The organism is Polyangiaceae bacterium, from assembly GCA_016715885.1.
Classification (GTDB): Bacteria; Myxococcota_A; Polyangia; order Polyangiales; family Polyangiaceae; genus Polyangium.
Window position 1 is genome coordinate 164,625 of record JADJXL010000005.1, and the last position, 18,288, is coordinate 182,912.

8 protein-coding genes are annotated in these 18,288 nt (G+C 60.6%); 6 read left to right on the forward strand and 2 right to left on the reverse strand.

Annotated elements, in window-relative coordinates; all coding sequences use genetic code 11:
• Window positions 1–16: 16 nt before the first annotated feature.
• Complete coding sequence (locus IPM54_10015) at window positions 17–1,138, reverse strand: hypothetical protein (protein MBK9260158.1); 1,122 nt, start codon at window positions 1,136–1,138, stop codon at window positions 17–19.
• A gap of 95 nt (window positions 1,139–1,233) precedes the next feature.
• Here IPM54_10015 and IPM54_10020 point away from each other — a divergent pair, with 95 nt between their 5' ends.
• The 6 genes from IPM54_10020 to IPM54_10045 all read left to right on the forward strand — a co-directional run bounded on the left by IPM54_10020 (window position 1,234) and on the right by IPM54_10045 (window position 16,915).
• Window positions 1,234–4,284, forward strand: coding sequence for a radical SAM protein (locus IPM54_10020; GenBank protein MBK9260159.1), 3,051 nt, complete (start codon window positions 1,234–1,236; stop codon window positions 4,282–4,284).
• A 122-nt stretch (window positions 4,285–4,406) separates the two neighbouring features.
• On the forward strand, window positions 4,407–6,614 hold the full coding sequence (locus IPM54_10025; protein ID MBK9260160.1) for an OmpA family protein: 2,208 nt from the start codon (window positions 4,407–4,409) through the stop codon (window positions 6,612–6,614).
• Window positions 6,615–6,797: 183 nt separating this feature from the next.
• Window positions 6,798–10,637: a hypothetical protein gene (locus IPM54_10030; GenBank protein MBK9260161.1), complete on the forward strand. Its 3,840-nt coding sequence runs from the start codon at window positions 6,798–6,800 to the stop codon at window positions 10,635–10,637.
• Between the two features lie 157 nt (window positions 10,638–10,794).
• Window positions 10,795–15,012 carry a FecR domain-containing protein gene (locus IPM54_10035; GenBank protein MBK9260162.1) on the forward strand — a complete coding sequence of 1,406 codons (4,218 nt, stop codon included), beginning with the start codon at window positions 10,795–10,797 and terminating at the stop codon, window positions 15,010–15,012.
• Between the two features lie 27 nt (window positions 15,013–15,039).
• Complete coding sequence (locus IPM54_10040) at window positions 15,040–16,296, forward strand: hypothetical protein (GenBank protein ID MBK9260163.1); 1,257 nt, start codon at window positions 15,040–15,042, stop codon at window positions 16,294–16,296.
• A 4-nt stretch (window positions 16,297–16,300) separates the two neighbouring features.
• Window positions 16,301–16,915, forward strand: coding sequence for an OmpA family protein (locus tag IPM54_10045; protein MBK9260164.1), 615 nt, complete (start codon window positions 16,301–16,303; stop codon window positions 16,913–16,915).
• Between the two features lie 15 nt (window positions 16,916–16,930).
• On the opposite strand, the gene IPM54_10050 is transcribed toward IPM54_10045, so the two are convergent.
• Window positions 16,931–18,163 carry a PAS domain-containing protein gene (locus tag IPM54_10050; protein MBK9260165.1) on the reverse strand — a complete coding sequence of 411 codons (1,233 nt, stop codon included), beginning with the start codon at window positions 18,161–18,163 and terminating at the stop codon, window positions 16,931–16,933.
• Window positions 18,164–18,288: the final 125 nt, after the last annotated feature.

An 18,288-nucleotide genomic window follows, 5' to 3' on the forward strand; every position in this document is an offset into this window, starting at 1 on the left:
CGGCTCGGGACCTCGATTACCTGTTGTCGATGCCGAATTCGTAATTGGCGAAAGGTTGTCCGCCCGGATTGTCGTATTTATCGGCCTTGAGGACCTTCTCTCCGTCGGCATACCACTTGGTTACATTGGGCACCGCGGGATAATTGGCCACGACGTAGGTACGCACGTGGACGTACAGCGCCATGCGCATGGCTTTTGCGGGAATTTCGAGGTTCGATTCGTAGGAGGTGCGGCCCGCGCCCAGCACGCGGGAATTTTTATTGGCTGTCAAAGGTGCTTCGGGGCGCCAATCTTGTCCGTCATCGAAATACACCGCGATCCCGACGTCGTGTTCGATGGTTCCGTACACCGGCACATCGAGTTGGCCAAACCGCCCGCTCGTCAACTGCGTTCCAATTTGTCGATCGATGGTGGAAGCATCCACGAGCCAATCGGCGCGCCAATCGCTGTATGCAAAAAGAATGGACGAACCTGCGACCGGGTCGTCGCCTTCGATCACGCGCTGCCGGAACGCGAGGGCCGTGTCGAAAAGGACGGTCTTCGTGGGCAATTCGCCGCCAAAAACCGGCTGGGAAACGAATTGATTTTGCTCGAGCGTGAGCATGCTATTGTCCATTGAATCGACGATCGTCATGGCAAACTGCAGCTCGTCCGCCTTGTCCGGCATCGTCGCGACGGTCGTCAAAGCGCGCAGCGAAAAAACATCGGAGCCTTTCCAGGAAACCGTTTCCACATCGAATGTCGAAAATGGTTTGCCCTTGTCGATGGCCGTCATTGAAATGGTTGCTTTCAGCGCCTGAAGCTGCTCGAGCGTCGGCGTAGGACTTCCGGGATGCAGCCAATCCCAGAGCGTGAGTGCAGGAATGTCGAAAGAAAGCTTCTGGCCGACGCGAAGAAATTCGTCCGTCGTGGAGCTCGCAATGACGAAATCGATCGATTGACCAGCCCCGGGCCACCCCGAAATGTCAAAGGTCACATCGCCGCCCTTGAAGGCCGGCTGCATCCCTTGAATGTCGTCCGTTTCAATGGGCAATTCGGGAGCCGCTTCCCCGCAACCCGCCCCAAGGGCCGCGGCTGCGGTCATGCCACCCATCACCGCAATTTGCGTTCCTACGCGCTGCACTCGCACCTTGAACATCTCGCACCCTCGTGTCATGAGCCGAAAAGCAGACCCGACATCGAAGATGCCCGATACGTTCGGGGATGCAAGAAAATATGTTACCGCCCCGCCCAATGAAATCCCACCGCCCCGTCGAGCTGCGTGTGAGCGCCAAGGGGCCGTTCGGAAAAGTGCCGAACATTGCCGTGGCAGGGGAAATCAGCGCGTGGGACATGCCGCTCGACGTAGCCGTGAAGCTCGACGACGATGGTATCGCGCGCGGTTCGCTCACGTTGATGCTGCCTCCGGGAATGTATGCATACAAACTTCTCGTCGATGGCGAGTGGACCATTGACGACGAGGCTCTGCGAACGCGTTCCGAAAACAAGCGACGCAATCATGTGCTGTCGGTGGAAGGCACGCCCGAGCCCATTCTGTTTGCACCCGGAGCGCCTTGGATTGCCGCAATGGACCGTGGAGGCGTGCGCGTCGTGGCTGCATTGCGATTTGGGCACGGGGATTCGGTTTCGGTATTGTGGCAGGAACCAGCGGACAATGGTGAGCATTCGACGGAAATGGTGCGCGTTGCCGAAGAGGACGAACATTGCATTTTCGAGGCGCGCTTGCCGATTTCGTCGGGAAAAGTGCGATTGCGATTCGAGCTGGATGATGGGCGCCTGATTGGCGATGAACAAGGCGGGCCCATTCATTGGGAAGCTCCGCCCGATACGACGCCAGCGTGGTGGCACAATGCCGTCGTGTATACCATTTTCGTCGATCGTTTTCGGCCGCGCGTATTGCATTCGAAATGGGCGCGCGATCCAGGGCCGCAAAAATATGCCGGCGGGCACCTCGATGGAGTGACCCACGCGCTCCACATGCTTGCTGAAATGGGCGTGAACGTCGTTTACTTGACGCCCATTCACGAGGGAGCGAATTGTCATCGTTACGATATCGTGGATCCGTTTCGAGTCGATCCGCGGCTCGGCGGAGAACCAGCTCTGCAGCGATTGCTCGAAGCAGCGCATGCATTGGGAATGCGAATCGCGCTCGATTTTACGTGTTCCCATGCAGGTACGGGGTTTCCTCCGTACGAGGATGTCAAGCAAAACGGCCCTGCGTCACGATATGCGTCGTGGTTTTTGTGGACGAACGACAGGACGACGCTTCGTCATTACGGAACACGTTCGGACGCTCCACTTTTCAATTTATACGATCCCGAAGTGCGTGCATATTTTATTGAATTGGTTCGGCGATCCGCCGAACGCGGTGTCGATGCGCTGCGTTTGGATGCGGCGGCCGACGTGCCTTTCGATCTGGCCCGCGAATTTCGCCGAGTTTTCCGCGAGCTGCGCCCCGATGGTGTGGTATTCGGCGAATTCGTCCATTTGCATGCGTATCGTTTCATCGCCGAAGAAGCCGGCGATGCTGCAACAGAATTCGGCTTTTTCGACGCCGTCACGCCTTTTCTTGCATATGGCGCCGTGGACGGCGCCGAGGTCGCTCGGCGATTGCGCGTGATCGAACGGGAACGAGGTGCCCCCGCATTTCGTGCGCTTCGTTTTTTGTGCACGCACGACCATCCGCGTCTGGCAACGCTCGCGCGATTACGCGGCCGAATGCACGTCGTGCCGCTCGGTTTTTTGATGCTTTTTACATTGCCGGGCATCCCCGTGCTGCTTTACGGCGAAGAGCTGGGGCTTTATGCGGATCGGCCGGAACAAACCATTGAACACGTTTGGCCGGATCGCATGCCCATGCCATGGCCTGCCGATGAAGCGATATCGGAAACGCCACTGCGGGACGTCATTACGACGCTCGAGGCTCTTCGCCGAACGACCCCGGCGCTTCTCGAAGGTGAATTGTCGTTCGTTCATGGGGAAGGTGGCGTGCTCGTATATCGTCGCGAGGCTTCTGGCGACGTGATTGACATTGCGCTGAACACGGGGCCCGATGAGCTCGACGTGATGCTCGACGATGAAGCTTTTCCCGAAACGGAATTGCTTTTCCGTGTGGGCCGAGCGTCGCTCGACGGAATGCGAGCGCGTCTTGGAATGGGTGCGGGTGTCGTCGTACGTCGCCGGGTTGCGCAGGCTCGGCACAAACTGCACATTGCGGGCAATGCGGTCTTGCGTGATCGCGACTTCGTATCGAGTGCGCAGCAGGTTCAATCGCGACCGAGCCGTCTCGATTTGGCCATTACCGAGCGATGCAATTTGCGTTGCGCGCATTGCATCACGCATGCGCCCGCGCGTACCGCGTTGCGCGAGGCACGTGAATGGTCACCGTGGCTGCTCGATCGTATTCGCGACGATCTCGCATTTGCGGAACATTTTGCATTCGTGCATGGTGGTGAGAGCCTCGTGTCCCCGATGCTCGTCCCGGTGCTCGATGCCATTCGAAAGGCGCGCTCGGGGCTTTCGACGATGGTGCATTTGTTGACCAATGGCGTGCTTTTGTCGGCAAAAATCGCGGAGGATCTCGCTTTGCGCGGCGTGCGATCGATATCGGTGTCGCTCGATGGCGCGACCGCCGGTGTGAACGATGCCATTCGAGAAGGAGGGCGATTTCATCAAGTCGTGGAGAACGTGCGGGAAGTCGTCAAATTGCGCAATGAAAAGCAGCTCGATTTGCGTCTGGGCATTTCCACCGTGGTATTGTCGCAAAACGTCTCCGAGCTCGAAACGCTGGTCGATTTGTGTGTGGAATTGGGCATCGACTGGCTGAAGCTGGAAGAAGTGGTCCCGGTGAATGCATTTGCAGCCAAGTCGCTCGTGCGGTTGGACGGTGGGTTTGCCGCGGACGCGGTTCGCGCGGCGTGCGCGCGCGGCATTTCGCGAGGTCTCGTCATGGTGGATCACTCGATCGAGCGCCCGATATGGCGGTGCCGGTTGGAGGGTGATCCAGCGGGACGAATGTTTCTCGAAGCGGATGGTTTTGCAAACCGCGCGGTCATTCATTCATGTCGAGCGCCCTGGGAAATCGCGTGTATCGAAGCGAATGGCGATGTTCGTATGGGGCACTTTTTTGGTCCCATGCTTGGAAACGTGGTCGAAGCGCCCTTGATGACGTTGTGGAATGGCCCGGCAGCCGTCGATGCACGTCGAGCAGCCATGGCAAGCCGATTGTGCAAGGAGGGACCGGTCATTTGCTCGACCATGGATGGCTCAGGGCTGTCGAGGTGAGAAAGTGGAACGTGACGGCGAAAAAATCCCGACTGCAATCCTCGATATTTGGTGCGCGCGTTTGTACATCGTCGTATCATCGGTGACCGCCCGTTCCGCTCGTCCTTCGAGGTGACCACGCCATGCTTCCCATTCGACAGCTTGTTCAAACGGCAATTTGTGCGGCGTTCGTTGCTGGTTGTGGGGCGCCTCTATCAAAGGGCCCGTCGCCTAGCCTGCGCCTGCGGCACATCGTGCTCTACCAAAATGGCCTCGGCTATTTCGAGCGCACCGGAAGCTTGACGTCCGATAGGCTTGCGCTGCGGTTTCGTGAGCGTGAAGTGGACGATGTGCTCAAAAGCGTCGTCGTCGTCGAGCAAGGGCTTGGTCCGAACGACACGCCGTCGACCGTGAGTGCAATGCTGCCGCGGTCGGGCAGGGCCGAGGGCCTCGAAGAACCGACCGAGCTCGAGCTCGTGTTTTCGCCGCGGCCGAGCCGTCCCGTTTCCATTGCGTATGCCGTTCCCACGGCGGCGTGGAAAGCGACCTATCGAATCATATTGCCTGCAAAAGATCAGAAAGAACGTCGTGCACTTCTCCAAGCGTGGGCACTCATTGATAATGTCGGTGATGAAGATTGGGAAGATGTCCGCGTCACGCTTGCGACGGGCGCGCCTCTGTCGTATGCGTCCGACCTGCGTTCTCCGACGATGATGCAGCGTCCGGAGCTGAAGGGCATTTACGGTCCGCAAACGGGAGCGACGGGTCCGGTGTATGCGGAGCACGTTGCGCAAAAGGATACCGATGCCGATGGCATTCTCGATCAATACGACGCATGTCCGAACGAAGGTGGTGCGGCGAATTTCGATCCCCGACAAACCGGTTGTCCGCGTTTGGTTCGGGTGACGGAGAGCAGCATTCAAATCATTCAGCATGTGGAGTTCGATAAGGGATCGGATGTGGTTCAGGCGGCGAGCAGGCCCATCGTCGACCAAGTTGCCCAGGTGCTTTTGGACCACCCAGAGATTGCGGTGCTCGAATTGCAAGGGCACACGTCGTCGGATGAGCCATTGGCGGCGGATTTGGGAATGCGGCGCGCGCGGGCCGTGCAGACGCTATTGAGGGGGCGTGGGGTTTCTTCGGCGAGGCTCACGGTGCGCACGTATGGTGCCGACATGCCCATTGCAGCGAATACGACGGACGAGGGACGGCGCAAGAACCGACGGGTTTCTTTCGTGATCGCCGAGCGCGTGAGCGGTAAGGACAAATCTCGCGAATCGGCTGTCGTTACGCCTGAAGGGCTTGCGCGTGTGCCCGAAGCGACGAGCACGGTGGATGCATCGAGTGGCACGTATCGATACGAAATTGCCAATGCCGTCACGCTTCCAAAGAAATCGTCGGCGCTGATTACGCTCATCAATCGCCCGATGGATGGCGACGACGTGCTTCTTTTTCGTCCCGACCCGGCAGCTCCGCAGAGTGCGAAGCACCCATTTCGAGCAGCAGAAATCCTGAACAATAGCGACATTGGGCTTCAGCCTGGATCGGTGTCGATCTTTTCCGGCGGGACGTTCGTGGGTGAAGGCGTGATTACGCGGCTTCTGCCCGGTGAACGGTCGACGATTCCTTATGCGGTGGATACTTCGACGAGCGTTCGCGTGACGGGTATTTCCTTGGACGAACCGGTGCGTATCGTGGCGCTTGCGCGTGGACTGCTCAGGGTGACCGATCGAAGTAGGTTCGTCACGTCCTACGATATCACGCCTGGCCATAACGTGCCGAATACACTCGTGATTCGGCATCCGAGGCGGTTGGGGTACGAGGCATTCAAGCTGCCGGAGGGGACCGAAACGACGCCGGAAGCGTATTTCATTCGTTTACCCGTGGCTGCGCAGAAGCCATTGCGCATCGATATTGAAGAGGCACGACCCGTCGAGCGGCAATGGGTGCTGCTGACGGCTGATGGCGAAAAGCTTTCGCTTTATGTGCGTGGGTCGCAGTTGTCTCCGGAGCTTCAAAAGAAGATGGATCGCATCGTGGCATTGCGTAAGCTTCTCGGGACGACGGAAGATGCGCTCGCGCGGATTCGTGAAAAGCGTTCCGATTCGGCGGAGCGTGCGGCAGAGCTGCGTGAAAGTATCAAAACGATCGAGAAAACGGCGGGGGCGGCGACGCTTCGCAAATTGCTCTTGGATCGGCTCGCCGATGTCACGAAGCAGCTCGACGACATGGCCGTGGAAATCGCCAAAAAGGGTGACGAAGCGGCGCTTGCGCGCGCGGAGCTCGACGATGCCGTGCGAGATCTCGTCATTGAAGAACAGGTGGCGCCAGCGCCTGCAGCGTCCAAGTAAAACAGGCCCCGGCCGTTGATGAGTGAAGCAATATTTCGACGCTCGTCGTGTAGGTCGATGTGTTGGGTATTGCCGGTGACGCTGCGGTGGGCGTGGAATCGATCGCCCTGGCTGATTTTTGATCGCTCCGCTTGGCCGCTGTGGTAGAGGCGCGACCCGGACGTAAGCAGAGGTTCAGGACAAATGCGCAGGACAACCAGATTTTTCTTTGCAGCCGCAGCGCTCTCGCTGAGCGGCATGGGCTGTGAGCTGATCGCAACGGTCGACCGATCGCAGATCGATCAAGGGGCGGGTGGCGACGCCGGAAAAGGTGGCGACGCGGTTAGCAGCTCGAGCAGCTCGAGCAGCTCGAGCGGCGGCGGCATGGGCGGCGGCGGTGGCATGGGCGGAGGCGGCATGGGCGGCGGCGGCATGGGCGGCGGCGGCATGGGTGGCGGCGGCATGGGTGGCGCCGGTGGCGGCGGCATGGGTGGCGGCGGCATGGGTGGCGGCGGCATGGGCGGCGCCGGTGGCGGCGGCATGGGCGGCGGCGGCATGGGTGGCGCCGGTGGCGGCGGCATGGGTGGCGGCGGCATGGGTGGCGGCGGAATGCCGTGCCAAATGCCCACGGATTGCCCTGCGACGGGGAGCGAATGCATCACGGCGACGTGTGACGCTGGCACGTGCGGCACGACGTTCGTCGCCGACGGCACTGCGGTTTCTTCGCAAACGGCAGGGAATTGCAAAGTCGATCAATGCGATGGCGCAGGTAACGTCGTGACGGTCGACGACGACACGGATGTGCCCGATGATCAAAACGATTGCACGGCCGATAGCTGCAAGACCGGCGCTCCGCAACATGATCCGCTCGTGGCGGGGACGATGTGCGGCGCCGCAATGGACCTCGTTTGTGACGGTATGGGCAATTGCGTCGGCTGTAACATGCCGACGGATTGTCCCGGCGATGATACGGAATGCCAAACGCGCACGTGCGACGCTGGCGTTTGCGGCGTATCGAACGCAGCGCAAGGCACCGTGCTGCAAGCTCAAACGCCGAATGATTGCAAGACGGCGACGTGCAACGGCGACGGCGGCGTGACGGATACGTTCGACGGGACGGACTTGCCCGCGGATGACACCGATGCATGCACTGTCGCGGCATGCGATGAGCAAAACGGGCCCGTGCAGAACCCGATTTCCATCGACGACAACGATGCATGTACGGCGGACGCGTGTGATCCGATGACGGGCGTGTCGCATACGCCAGTCAATGTCGACGACAACAATGCATGTACGGCGGATGCGTGCGATCCGATGACGGGCGTGTCGCATACGCCAGTCAATGTCGACGACAACAATGCATGTACGGCGGATGCGTGCGATCCGATGACGGGCGTGTCGCATACGCCGATAAGCCCGGACGACAACAACGCGTGCACGACGGATAGCTGCGATCCGATGACGGGCGTGTCGCATACGCCAGTCAATGTCGACGACAACAATGCATGTACGGCGGATGCGTGCGATCCGATGACGGGCGTGTCGCATACGCCGGTCAACATCGACGACGGCAATCAATGCACCACCGATGCGTGCGATCCAATGACGGGCGTGTCGCATACGAATTTGCCCTCGGGCACGATGTGCACTCAAAATGGCGGCACGGAGTGCGACGGTAACGGCAACTGCATCACGCCAGCTCAGTGCATGCTGCCGAGCGATTGTCCTGGCATGGATACGGAATGCCAAACACGAACGTGTAACGGCGGAATGTGCGGCTTCGACTACGCGCCTGCCGGCACGCTCGTCGTCAGCCAAACTGCCGGGGATTGTCAGGTCAATCAGTGCAATGGCTCGGGCGTCATCGTGTCGGTCGCCGACAATGCCGATGTGCCCGCGGACGACGGCAACGATTGCACCGACGACACCTGCAATGCAGGCGTTCCCGTGCATTCGCCCAAGACAGTCGACACGGCATGCAACTCGGGTGGCGGCACTGTCTGCAATGCGACGGGGCAATGCGTCCAGTGCAACACGGCGGTTCAATGCGGCGTGGATACGGCATGCCAAACCCATACGTGTAACGCAGGGACGTGCGGCGTCAACAATGCGCCGAGCGGCACGATCGTTGCCGACCCGATGGCAGGCGATTGTGCATCTGATCAATGCGACGGAGCCGGTGGCCTGATTATGAATGCCACCGATGACGCCGATCTCCCGATCGACGGCAACCAATGCACCGACGACGTCTGTACGATGGGCATGCCGTCGAATCCGCCGTCCGCTCCAGCAACCGCATGCAACCAAGATGGCGGCTCGCTTTGCGATGGCGCGAGCTCGTGCGTCGAATGTCTCGTGGCGGATACGTGTCCCGGTATGGATACGGAATGCCAAACCCGGACGTGCCAGTTGGGAGCATGTGATTTCGCTTTCGCCCCTGCGGGTACGCTGACGAGCACTCAAGCGCCCGGTGACTGCCAGCAGAATCAATGCGACGGTGCTGGCGTCGAGGTGAGCGCTGACGACGATACCGACGTGCCCATCGCTGGCGATGAATGTACTATCGGCGTTTGCAATGCGGGCGCTCCCTCTATCATTGCGGCGCCACCCGGAACGCCGTGCACGATGGGCGGCACCGAATGCGATGGCAATGGCGTGTGCATCACGCCGACGACCGTCTCGGTCGTGGCCACCATGCCGACCGATGGCGGCATGCCCGAAGCGTCGAAGGCCATATCGGTGACGTTTTCGACGGCGATGGACGGCGCCACGTTGACCGGACAAACCATCGCAGGCCCGTGCACCGGTTCGATCCAGGTTTCACTGGACAATTTCGCGAGCTGCATTGCGTTCTCGTCGGCGCTCGCGACGATGTCCGCCGGAGATACCGTGGCGACATTGACGGCCGCGCCCGGAATGCTCGTCAACCGCGTCTACAAGATCCGCGTCACCACGGCGGCCACGAGCGCGCTGGGCGCTCCGCTCGACATGGAACACGTGCACCCGAATGGCTTTCTGACGACGAGCCCGAATCTGTGTAATGATTCGGTCGTCATCAGCCAAGTGTACGGTGGGGGTGGAAACGCGGGCGCCACCTACACACACGACTTCGTCGAGCTTCACAATCGCGGAACCACAGACCGTCAACCTCTCGGATTGGGCCTTCAATATACGAGCTGCGGCCGGTACTTATTGGAACACCACCAACCTCGTCGGCTCGATTGCGGCGGGCGGTTACTTCCTCGTCCGGATGAGTGGCGGGTCGAACGGCGTGCCATTGCCTGTCACACCCGACCTGATAAGCTCGATCAACATGGCCGGTGCGTCGGGCAAGATCGCGCTCGTGAGTTCCACGACTGCGCTTGCGGCGGAACTGCCCACCGCCCACTGGCACGGCATCGTCGGTTGTCGGTTGTGGCGCCAACCCCGCCAAACTGCTTCGAAGGCACTGCGGCTGTGCCCGTCCTCAGCAATTCCACCGCGGCTCTCCGCGTCCAAAACGGTTGCGGCGACGTCAACGAAAACAGCGCGGACTTTGCCGTTGACGTGCCAAACCCACGCAACAGCGCCACACCTGTGGCCGTTTGCGCGTGCACCGTGGAAAACGAAGCCAATACGGCGCTCGAAGCCGACTACTGCAACGTCCAATTCCCATTGTCGCTCAACGTGCAGACGGGAATGCAAACCCCCTTGATCTACGGACAGATCTTCGAGTCGGGCACGACGGGCGGCGGGACCGCCAAACCCAGCATTCGCTCGCAGCTCGGCTGGGGCGTGCCCTCCGCAAATCCGCAATACGAATCCGGCTGGACGTGGATCAATGCAACGATCAACGGCGCGTTTGTCGATCCAAACAACGACGAATACGAAGCGTCGTTCACCGCACCAGCACCTGGTGACTACCGTTACGTCTACCGCGTGAGCCTCGACCAAGGCGTGAGCTGGACGGTATGTGATCAGAACATGGGCGACTTCGGTGCTGGCGCGAACGCTGGGCTCGAATTCAACTTCGCCGACATGCCCGTCATGACCGTCACGCCCTGAAAGAGGGCCGGGATCCCGGCGCTCGCCACTTCCCCAAACAAAATCTTTCCTCCCGCCCAAGATCAGCCGATCATGGAGAGCACGCGTCTGTCCTGGGGGAGAAGAACCTTTCGCGGTCTGCTCCGTATCCCTCGCTCTCGCGGACATCGGAGTGAACATGACCGGCTTTCTCGATCGGCTCAGGGCGTACTGGAAAAACAATCCCCTCTCGGCACGCGCAGTGCTCGGCCTCTTGGTGCTTCTCGCGTGCGCCGTGGCGTTTGTCGCGACGCAACGCGTGCCCCCCGTGCGCGCAGGCGTCGTCGACGCGCGCCTCGAGCTTGCGGCCGGCGAAGTGCGCCTCACCGACGGCGACAAATCCGCCACGCTCATCTCCGGCGTCGCGCTTCCCCAAGGCGCCGACGTGTCCACGGGCAGCGGCGCCCGCGCCCTCGTACGCCTCGCCGATGGCTCGTCGCTGTTTTTGCGCAGCGACACCAAAGTCAAACTTCTCCCCGAAGGCGCCGACATCCTTTCGGGTGAGGTTTGGCTCGACGCACCTCCTTCCGAACGAGCCGCGATGCAGCACAAGGCCGGCTCCGTCACCGTGTCCGCTGCCGATGCAGGCTTGTCCATCGTAAATGCGGGCGGCGAAACGCGCGTCGTCGTCACACGAGGTCTCGCGGTCGTCACGTCGCCCGGTGGTCGCGTCGAAGTCAACGCGGGTGAACAAGTCGAAATCAAGGGCTCGGACAAACCCAACGTAAAACCCGTCGTTTTCTGGGACGATTGGACCGGCGGCATGGGCGACGGCCGGCCGCTCGCGGGAAATGCCAGCGGCGCCGGGCGCATCTACGGCGTGTCGCCAAACGACATCGGCGCCAAAGCAAAACTGCTCGAAATCAGCCGACAATCCGTGCGCGCCGTCATTCGCGATGGCCTTGCGGAGACCGAAGTCGACCAGACGTTCGGCAATCCAGGCGGCGGCATGCTCGAAGGTTGGTATTGGTTCAGCGTCCCCGAACGAGCGATCGTGACGTCGTTTGCCGTCGAAACGGACGGCGTCCTCGTCGAAGGCGAAGTGACAGAACGCAAAGAAGCCGCGGCTCGATATACGAAAGCCGTATCGAGTGGCCATTCGCCCGCGCTGCTCGAATGGGTCGATGGCCGTACGTATCGGTCGCGCATTTACCCGATTCCGGCATCGGGATCGCGTCGCGTCGTTTTGCGCTACCTGGAAGTGCTGCCGTCGCAAGAAGGCAAACTCGAGTACCTTTATCCAATGCGTTCGGACGAACCCTCGCGCATTGGTGAATTTTCGCTCGAAGTCGATTTGGGCACGATTGGCCCGAAAATGCGAATTTCGAGTTTGGCGGACGCGGTCGTCGAAGAGCGCGGACGTCGCGTGACGATGCGGCGTAGCGGGTATTTGCCCCGAGCCGATTTTCAAATCGAAGCGACGCCGATCGAAAAAGACAAACGCGAACCGCTCACGATCGCGCGCTGGTCCGCAGGCAGTGATCGAGCCGATTACGTGATGGCGCGTTACGTTCCCGACATCGATTGGTCGACCATTCCCGAACCACCGGGGGATGTGGCGGTCGTCGTCGACACGTCCGCATCCGGCGATGAAGCCGTCCGTCAACAAAAGGCCGTCGCTGCGGAAGCTACTCTTCGAGCGCTCTCGAAAAAAGACAAATTCGTTCTCATCGCCATTGATTCGGCGCCCACGGTGCTTTGGCCGAAAGAGGGTTTGGCGGAAGCAACCGACAAAGAAATCGCCGCGGCGCTTGGAAAACTTGCCGAACATGCATCGGCGGGCGCAACGGACCTCGGCGCCATGTTCGACGCGGCGCTCGGAAGGCTTCACGGCACGGAACAACCGGCCGTCGTGTACATTGGCGACGGGCTCGCAACATCGGGCGAAGTGGCGGCGGATCGTTTGTCCGAGCGGCTTCGTCGATCGCTCTCGACATCGCGGGCGCGTCTGTTTACCGTAGCCGTTGGAGCTCAAAGCAATTTGGGACTCCTGCGTGAACTTGCGCGACAAGGCGGCGGCCAAAGTTTCCGCATTGATCGCACGGAGACCGCGACGAGCGAAGTGCTTCGTCTTGCGAGCGCGATCAAAACACCAACGATTACGGAGCTGTCGATCGATCTCGGCGCGGGGCTTGACGAAGCCATGTTCACGGCGACTGGCAAGATTTCGCGTGGTGAAGAAGTGATGCTCGTGGCGCGAACGCATCATGCGTTGCCGAAAGAGGCAATGGTGAAGGGTCGCGTCGGCGGTAAAGACTTCACGAAGACGTATCCGATTACGATGACGCAGGGGCCGAGCACGTCGCTCGTCCCGCGGCTGTGGGCGGCGGAAAAGATTCGGCGACTGCTTGGCGAAGCGACGGATCCGGATGAATTGCGAGGCAAAATTGTCGAAATTGGCCTCGATTATGGCCTCATGACGCCTTATACGAGCATCCTCGCGCTCGAAAGCGAAGCGGCGTATGCGCGACAAGGCATTCGACGGAGGAATTCGCCACTTCGCGGAACTCGTTTGACGATGCTCGATGCGGCGACCGAACGCGCGTGGATGGATGCCGCGGCAAACCCCGTTCCGGCGGTGATGTTCGGTTGTTCCAAGAGCGACGAGGCGCCGGCGTCGGCCATTTCGCAGGCGCCTCCGCCGGTGGCTGTTGCACCGGCGGAGCCAGCGGGCGAGCACATGAATCTCGACGATCAAAAAGCGCGGGCAGGCGAGCCTACGGACACGCCGGTTGCGGGCATTGTGCCGGAGCCGTCGCCGGAATCGGCAACCGCGGAAGCTCCGGCAATGCCGAAAGCGGATATTGCCGGAAAGATTGCGAAAGCTTCGTCAGACGACGAGATTGGCGATTTCAAACCCATGGGTGGGAGCGGATATGTCGGGGGACTCGGGGCTGCGCCGCCTGGCGCGCGAGTGCCGAACCGCAGCACCCGTCCACTCGCGGCGGGAAACAGCCCTCGTAGCGTCGAATTGGCTGGCTTCGACAAACCAAAACCTGCGCCCCCGCCACCCCCGCCGCATCGTGAACAGGATGGCCAAAAAGCGGAGCGCGTGAAAATATCGCGCACGATGCCGGCGATGCCTTGCAGCGACGTGGCGCGAAGGCCGCTCGCGGATCGCATCGTCATGTGGTCGAAACGTTTGAAGGGCGAGCTCGACGGCGCGGCGCTCGTGTCACGTTATGAAGCGGCGCGCACGACGTGCGAAATACCCGATTGGCGTGCCGAACAAGCATTGCTCGATCTCATTCAGCAAAAAGCGCGCACGGAAGAAGCCGTCTTGGCACTTTTGGAACACTTGGCAAAAACCCCCGATACGCAAAGGTACGTGGCGCAGGCGATTTTGCGTCGTACGGTCGATCCGCGCATTGCAGCGGCCGTGCGTCGAACGCTGTTTGGAGAAAAAATCCAATGGGACGCCGTCGATGCCGAGCTTGCGGAGATTACGGATGTCGAGCAAAAGCTTGCGGTATTGCGCGAACGAATGCTCGTGGCGCCGGGTGATCCCGAAGGCGAATACCGCATCGTGCGGCTCTTGGGTGAAGCTGGAAAACGCGACGATGCATTGGCGCACGGAAGGCGACTGCGTGATCGAGGGCTCATGAGTCCGACGTTGGCGCTATCGCTGGGCGATGTATTGGCGCAGCAAGGATTCGAAGAGGAAGCGCTTCGGACGTATTCCGAAATCGTCGAATTCGACCCGCAAAGTGCCGATTCGCGGCGGCTCTTGGGTGATGTGTTTTTGCGTCATCGTTGGCACGCGGCGGCGTATCGCCAATACAAAACGCTCACCGATCTTCGTCCTGGTGATCCGGCTGCATTCTTGCGATTGGCCTTGGCTGCTGCAGGCAGTGGTCGCGTGGACGAAGCTTTGCGTATCGAACGCCAAGTTGCATCGGCAGAAGGCACGCCGGGCCCGCGGGATCCGCGGCTATGGGCGCGCCTCGCAGCAGCGGCACAACTGGCCAAGTTGCTGGATGGCGGTGGAAAACCTCCCGAGGCTTCGCTTGCCGACGGTTTGACCCGCAAAATGAAAGAGCTTGCCTTGTGGAGTGGTCCGAGCGCCATTGCCATTCTCACGTGGGACGACTTGAGCGCGGATTTGGTGCTCGTGGGCAAAGAAGGCGACAAGGACGCGGCGCTGCCCGAATTGTCGGAATCGTCGTCCGTGGGCATTTCAGCGCTCGAAGTGCCGCTCGGTGACGAAGGGCGGTACGTGTTTTCGGCAAAGTGGCGGTCGAAGAAGCTTCGCGAGGTGTCCGTGACGCTGCATTCGATTGCGTGGGATGGAAAAGCATTCCGCGTGAAAATCTCGACGGCGAAACTGCCAATCGCCGAAGATGTCGTCGGATTCTGAGGTTTGGCGCGGCGAGCGGAGCTTTTCATGATCGACATCACGTTCCTCGGACAGCTCGTGGCGACCTTGGCCTCCGTGGGCGCATTTCTGGCGCTCGCGGGTCTCTTCGGCGCCGCGGCGTTCGTCTTGTCCACGGCGGCCATGGCCATCGAGCGATTGCCGGGGAGTGGCGCGCTCGTTTTGCGTGGGCAAACCCAGAAACAAGTGGGTTTGCCCTGGACCATGGGGACGATTGCGGGGATCTTGTCGTTTGTCGTGGCGCTTGCCACGTTGCGTGTGGGCGGCGCGATTGCAACCTTCGTGTTTGCGCTCGTGCTCGCGGCATTGGGACGATCTTCGGTCGCGCTCGTGAGCGTGCTCGGCGCGCGTATGGGCATGCGAATGGCGCGCAATCGAGCGACGCGGGCGAAGGCGCTCGTCGAATGGCGCGCGCAAAAAGCGGCGGACGCCAATGCAGCCATGCGAAAGCGTCTGCTCGCCGAAGACTTGACATCGGACGTCACGAATGCCGATGCAGCGCTGGGCAAGCTCCGCGATGCGCTCGCGAAATTGGTGGAAACGCGCGAGGCGCTTGCCGAAAAGCTCAAAGCGGCGCTCGACTCGGGCGGCAACGTATCGCTCGTCGCGGACATGGTGCGCATGCGTGACGACATGGACGTGCGAATCGACCTGGGAAAACGTGTGCTCGGGGCAGCCGAGGCGGCGGTGTCGCGCTTGGCATTCTCCATTCCCGTGAAAAAACTCGTGCGGCGAAGGCCGGCCGAAATAACCGGCCTCGATCCACGCGTGCCGGGCGATTACGCATCGCGAATCGACGCAGCCATTGCGGCAATCGATTCGTATGCCGTCGTCATTGCGGAAGCTCGAGCGGAAATCGACAAGCTCGAAACGGAGCGTCCTCTCGCAGAAAATGCGGACGGCACGGAGAGTTTGCCGGTGCGAGCGCGCCGCGAGATCGACGCCATCGAGGGAGCGTACAAAGCGGTCCGTGAAAAGGCGGACCTCGTGCGATTGGGTCTGCGAGCGCGCGCGGGAATGGCACAAGTGGCAAGCGCGGCGGGCGAAGTTTCCGTGCATGCGGAGGTTCGCGCCGACGAGCGTGACGTCAACCTATTGCTCGATGACCTTGCGCGTGCGAATCAAACGACGGCGGAGGATTTCGTGGGGGGCGACGAGCACGTACGGGCGCTCGCGATGGCATTGGCAAAAGGTGCAAGAGCGTTGTCGGGTGGAGATCGGGCGTCGCTCGGGGAAGTCGTGGAGGCATTGCAATCCATGGGGTGAAGCAATGAAACACGTTTGTCCGGGCGTTCTCGTTGCCTTTGTGATGGTTGCGTGTGAGCCGCCGGCAAAGGTGACGACTCCGGCGGCTGCTCCTGGCGTTTCCGCCGAAGTGGCAGCAAAGCCATTGCCGACAGCATCGGCCGTGGCCGCAGTCGAGCCAGCGCCATTGGCATCTGCTCCGTCGGCTGCTGCTCCTGTGCCGTGTCCGCCCGAAGCGCCTGCGCCTGCAGGGGCGCTCGCGTGGGTGAATGGGTGCAAAATCGAATTGGGTGAAAAAATATATTTCGATTTCGACAAGGCCACGATTAGACCGCAGAGTTTTCCGGTGCTGGATGCCGTGGGAGACATTCTTTTTCGCGATGTGGATTTACACGTCGAAATTCAGGGGCACCTGGGTGATCCGGATCGAGAAGCTTATGGTCGCAAGCTATCGCAGCACCGTGCGCAAGCAGTCATGAACTATCTCATTGCGAAAAAAGGGATCGCTCGCGAGCGGCTCACGGCGGTGGGATACGAGAATAGTGTACCCATTGCCGATTGGAGGACGGAGGAGGGGCGGGCAAAAAATCGTAGAATCGAGCTCGTGATTCGGAAATGGAGTGGCGGAGAGAACAGGTGACGCGGAGATGCGTCGTCAACCTTTGCGTGCGCGCGTATTTTTTGCATCGAGCCGCATGCACGATCGCAGTGCTCCTCGCAAATCCGACGTCGTGGGTATGCCGCCGAGGTCCGCGGACAAACCCACGAGCGATTGTGCAACGGCGGGCCTTATCCCCGAAAGCACGCCGCGTGCTCCCAGGAGTTTCACGGCACGAAGAATGGACACGAGGTGTTCGGCGACGGCGGCATCGACGCTGGCCACGGCCGTCAAATCGAGGATCACGTGCTCCGATTGCGTGCGGACCACGGCATCGAGCAGCCCTTCCATGATTCTCGCCGACCGGACGTCGTCGAGCACGCCCACGATGGGGAGGGTGAGCACGCCGTCCCAAACTTCGATGATGGGCAGCGACAGATCTGCAATTTGATTGCGTTGCGCCTCGATCAGCGTGAGTTTGTCGCGCAATTCCTCTTCGGCTTCGACGCGATGGGTGATGTCCGTGATGAATCCTTCGAGCGCGAGCAGCTCGCCGTTGTCTGAGAATACACCTCGACCTTGCTCGAAGCACCAGCGCTGCCCGCCGCCCTTCGTGCGAATGCGATACTGCAGGGTGAACGGCTCTTTGTTGGCGAGCGCCTTCTGCACGGCATTCCAGACGGGTTGTGCATCGTCGGGATGAAAGAGATCACCGAAACTCGTGGTTTTGTTGAAGAGAAGGTCGTCGACTTCGTAGCCCGTGAGCGCCAGGCATCCGGCGCTCACGAATTCCATGGTCCAATCGGGATCGTTGCGGCACCGGTAAGCCATACCCGGCAAGTTCGCCAAAAGTGTCGTGAGAAACCTTTCGCGTTCCTGCATTTCGCTTTTGACGCGTCGCGACGTTGTACCGTCGTGCGTAATGAATTGAACGACGTTTCGTGCGGGTTCCATGACACCACGCCATTCGAGCCATCGCAGTTCGCCGTCGGGGTGGCAGATGGGGGCGTCGAAGCTCACGGTCTCGTGATTGGTCGCGTCGAGTAGCGCTTTGGCGACCTCGTCGTGCGCGTCCTGCCAAACGATAGACGAGAGGCCCAGCTCGCGTAGCTCTTCCTCGGTGCGTCCTGCTATGGCGCAAAATGCGGGGTTTGCCCGGACGATCGCGCCGCTTTTATCGATGTCCAGGCAAGGAGCGGGTTGAAGGACGAATTCCCGGTCTCGGTCGTTTCGCGCAGCGGAGGATGGCATAATGGATGGGCCTCCGAGTTTCGTCCATCGAAGCGCCATGATTCGCCGAGGTCAAGCGTAATGTTGCCTTGCAAATGATGAATTCCGTGTCATTTTTTTGACGCTCACAACGATCAACGGCGTTCGTCTACCTGCGGGCTGGCCTTTTCTTCTGGCCATATCGC